This window comes from Paratractidigestivibacter sp. (genome assembly GCF_052362415.1).
GTDB lineage: Bacteria > Actinomycetota > Coriobacteriia > Coriobacteriales > Atopobiaceae > Paratractidigestivibacter.
On sequence record NZ_DAWEMK010000001.1, the window covers coordinates 1 to 4,053 of the forward strand.

Below are 4,053 nucleotides of genomic sequence, written 5' to 3' on the forward strand. Positions count from 1 at the left end.
TCCTCTCTGCCCTGGGCCCGGACGCCGGGACCACCTACGGCTTCGGCGATGCGGAAAACGACCTGCCGCTGTTCGCGGAGGTCGACGTCCGTGTGGCGATGGGCAACGCCGTCGACGCGCTCAAGGCGCGGGCCGACTACGTGACGGGCAGCGTCCACGAGAACGGCGTCGTCTCCGGGCTGGCGCACTTCGGCCTCATCTGAGGCGCGGCGTCGGGCGGCGCGGCGAAAAAGGGCGCTGTGGCACGGTGCGTTGCAAAAAGAGGGGCTGTGGCACACGATTCCATGCCACAGCGGCAATTCTCGCCACGCGCCGTGCCACAGCGGCGATTCTCGCCACGCTCGGGGCCAGCTCTGCACACCGGCGCGTGCACGGCGCGGGCTTCTTTCCACCCGCCGCGCGGCACACGACCGCCACGGCCCGGACGTATACTACAGGGTGGCTCATTCACGCCAACAACCCGAAGGGATACGCATGAGCGAGAAGAAAGACCCCAAGGACACCTGCGTCCTCGTCACCGGCGGCGCCGGCTTCATCGGCTCCCACACCGTCGTCGAGCTCCTCCAGAACGGCTACCAGGTCGTCATTGTCGACGACCTTTCCAACGCGTCCGAGAAGGTCCTCGACCGCATCGACACCATCGTGGGCGAGGACGCCGCCGAGCGCCTCACCTTCTACCGTGCCGACGTCAACGACCGCGTCGCCCTCGAGTGCATCTTTGACTCGAACCCCATCGACCGCGTGATCCACTTCGCCGGCTTCAAGGCCGTCGGCGAGTCCGTGGTCAAGCCGATCGAGTACTACACCAACAACCTCGGCAACACGCTCACCCTCGTGGACGTCATGCGCGAGCACGGCTGCAAGTCCATCATCTTCAGCAGCTCCGCCACCGTCTACGGCGACCCGGACTCGCTGCCCCTAACCGAGGCCAGCCCCAAGAAGAACGCCACCAACCCCTACGGCTGGACCAAGTGGATGATCGAGCAGATCCTCACCGACCTCCACACCGCCGACCCCGAGTGGAACGTCGTCCTTCTTCGTTACTTCAACCCCATCGGCGCCCACCCCTCAGGCCTCATGGGCGAGGACCCCAAGGGCATCCCCAACAACCTGCTGCCCTACGTCGCGCAGACCGCCATCGGCAAGCGCTCCGAGGTCCACGTCTTCGGCGACGACTACCCCACCCCCGACGGCACCGGTGTGCGCGACTACATCCACGTCTGCGACCTCGCGACCGGCCACGCCGCCGCGCTCGCGTGGATGAACGGCCGCGAGGGCGTCGAGATCTTCAACCTCGGCACCGGCCGCGGCACCTCGGTCCTCGAGATCATCAAGGCCTTCGGCCGCGCCTGCGGCCACGACGTGCCCTACGTCATCGACCCGCGCCGCGCCGGCGACGTCGCCGAGAACTACGCCGACTGCACCAAGGCCAAGGAGCAGATGGGCTGGGAGGCCAAGTACGGCATCGACGAGATGTGCCGCGACTCCTGGAACTGGCAGTCCAAGAACCCCAACGGCTACGCCGACGCCGACGACGCCGAGTAGGTGCCCGACCCGATGACCGCCCAGACGAACATCGCCGCGAGCACGGCCGCCGAGGCCGCAGCCTTCCCCCTCGAGGAGAAGCCCGGCGCGCTCTTTGCCGCCTATCTGCAGCGCACGCGCCCGCAGATCGACAACTACCTCGCGCGCACGGCCGCGGCCTGCGCACCCGGCACGCCCGAGGCGACCGCCGCCGACCTCGATCGCTTCCTCTACGCACCTCTTGCCCGCTTTACCACCTCGGGCGGCAAGCGAACCCGGCCGGCGCTTTGCCTGCTCGGCTGCGAGGCCGTGGGCGGCGAGGCGGCGCGCGCCATGAGCGCGGCGGCGGCCATCGAGGTCTTCCAGTCGGCGGCCCTTATTCACGACGACATCGCCGACGAGTCCGAGCTGCGCCGCGGCGAGCCGTGCACCTACGTGACGGAGGGCACGGGCGTCGCCATCAACATCGGCGACCTCGGCCTCACCGATGTGCTCGGCTATGTGCTGCGCGACCAGGGCCTCCCCGCCGACGTGCGCCTCGCCGTCATGGAGAAACTCCTCCAGATGGAGGAGCGCACCATCGAGGGCCAGGCGCTCGACCTCGGCTGGGTCCGCGACGGCCGCTGGGATATCTTGCCGGAGGACTACCTCTACATGGCGTCCCACAAGACCGCCTACTACTCGGCGGCAATCCCGCTGGTGGCGGGCGCAATCGTGGGCGGCGGCACGCCCGAGCAGCTCGCCGCGCTCGACGGCTTCGGCATGGCGGCCGGCCTCGCCTTCCAGCTGCAGGACGACCTCCTGAACCTCGTCGGCGATGCCGACGCCCAGGGCAAGGACTTCCGCAGCGACATCACCGAGGGCAAGCGCACGCTGCTTGTGGTCTGGGCGCTCTCGCACCTCAGCCCTGCAAAGAAGGACGAGCTCATCGGTATCCTCGAGTCAAAGACCGCAGACCCCGCCTGCCTCGCGCGCGCCGTCGAGCTCATCGAGGATGCGGGCGCCGTCGACCACGTGCGCGCCTATGCTCGCGAGCTCGTGGCCAAGGCCAAGGGGCACCTTTGCGGCATCGAGATTTCCCCGGAGGCTCGCGGGGTGCTCGCATCTATGGCAGACTTTTTCGTGGAGCGCGCGGGCTAGCGCTCGAACTCGCCGCCGAGCGAAGGCGGCAACGCACTAGGAGAGACTTTTATGGAACCCATTCAGGAAGGCGCCCAGGGCGCCGCGGTTGAGGACATCCAGGAGCGGCTGAAGTCGCTCGGCTACCGCATCGACGAGGGCGAGCTCGCCGGCCAGGCGTTTGGCCGCTCCACCGCCACCGCCGTCGCGCGCTTCCGCCTCGATCACGAGCTCAGCCTCGGCGAGGCGGTGGACGCCCCCACGTGGTCCGCGCTCGTGGACGAGTGCTACCAGCTCGGAGACCGCACGCTCTACCTGCGGCTCCCCAACTTCCACGGCAACGACGTGCGCCAGCTCCAGGAGCGCCTGAACGTCCTGGGCTTCTCGTGCGGAGAGCCCGACGGCTGCTTCGGCGTCCACACCGAGGCCGCGGTCAAGCTCTTCCAGGAGAGCGTCGGCGCGCTTGCCGACGGCATGGCGTTCCAGGACACCTTCGACGCCATCGAGCGTCTCAAGCACGTGTGGGGCGGCAAGCCCGCCGCGGGCCCGCACCCCTCCGGCTCCATGGGCTTCGCCCGCGCCGCGAGCGTGCTCGACGGGATCGGCCTAGCCATCATGGCCGAGAACCCCATCGCTCGCAACGTCGCGGGCCGCATCCTCAACCTCGCCCAGGCCACGAACGACAGCTGCGGCATCGAGGTCGTCAACTCCGTCGACGAGGCGAGCGAGCACGTACGCGCCGCGGTAACGCTCTCGGCCACGCCGCACGACCCCAAGGCCAAGCCCGCCGTGGGCAGCGTCGCGCTCGACGACGTGGACACGCTGCCGCTGCGCCTGCGCACCGCGCTTCAGGTCTCGCGCAAGCGCCCGCCCGCGGCGCGCATCGAGCTACCCGTGGGCGCCGACCCCAACGGCAGCTTCACCATCGGCGACGCCCAGACCTACGCTGTGCTGCTGCTCGACGCCATCTGCGCCGCGTTCGACGGCTTGGAGCTGTAGGGGATTCGGCGAAAAGGCTCTGCGCGGCGGCGGCGCGCCGTTTGGTTGCCCGATTTGCCCTGCGCTCCGCCGCCCGTCGTTTAGGTGCCCAGCCGAGGCGCCGTTGCTGATCCGTTTAGATGTCCAATCCATACGCCATTGCCGATCCGTTTGGTTGTCCAATCGGCTCGGCAACGGCGCTTTTTTCGTTGGCGGCACGACGAGGTCGCAATCTGCGTTCTTAACTCCCCGCCCGCGCGCCCAGCAACGCCCCAGGACCCACGCCTATTCGCTTAGTCAGTTTTCGTTTGCGGACTTCGCGAGTAGGCGATGGTTTTCTGTTTATAAAACCGCAGGTAGAAGGCGTGCGCAAATTGAGGCTACTTGAGGAACCGCCAAATGAAAACTGACTAAGCGAAGCCCGGGCGCGGC

Annotated in this window: 4 protein-coding genes; all 4 read left to right on the top strand. The window is 68.2% G+C overall.

Features of this window, described 5'->3' with window-relative positions; genetic code table 11:
- A partial coding sequence (locus ACT84W_RS00005; protein ID WP_444327809.1) for an HAD hydrolase family protein occupies nucleotides 1-203 on the top strand: 203 nt, incomplete at its 5' end.
- Nucleotides 204-474: 271 nt separating this feature from the next.
- The gene (gene galE / locus ACT84W_RS00010; RefSeq protein WP_432291073.1) at nucleotides 475-1,545 is read left to right on the top strand and encodes a UDP-glucose 4-epimerase GalE; all 1,071 of its coding nucleotides are present in this window, start codon (nucleotides 475-477) and stop codon (nucleotides 1,543-1,545) included.
- Nucleotides 1,546-1,557: 12 nt separating this feature from the next.
- Nucleotides 1,558-2,664, top strand: a complete 1,107-nt coding sequence (locus ACT84W_RS00015; protein ID WP_444327810.1) for a polyprenyl synthetase family protein — start codon at nucleotides 1,558-1,560, stop codon at nucleotides 2,662-2,664.
- 51 nt (nucleotides 2,665-2,715) lie between these two features.
- A complete protein-coding gene (locus ACT84W_RS00020; protein ID WP_444327811.1) occupies nucleotides 2,716-3,642 on the top strand; it encodes a peptidoglycan-binding domain-containing protein in 927 nt (308 codons plus the stop codon).
- Nucleotides 3,643-4,053 lie beyond the last annotated feature (411 nt).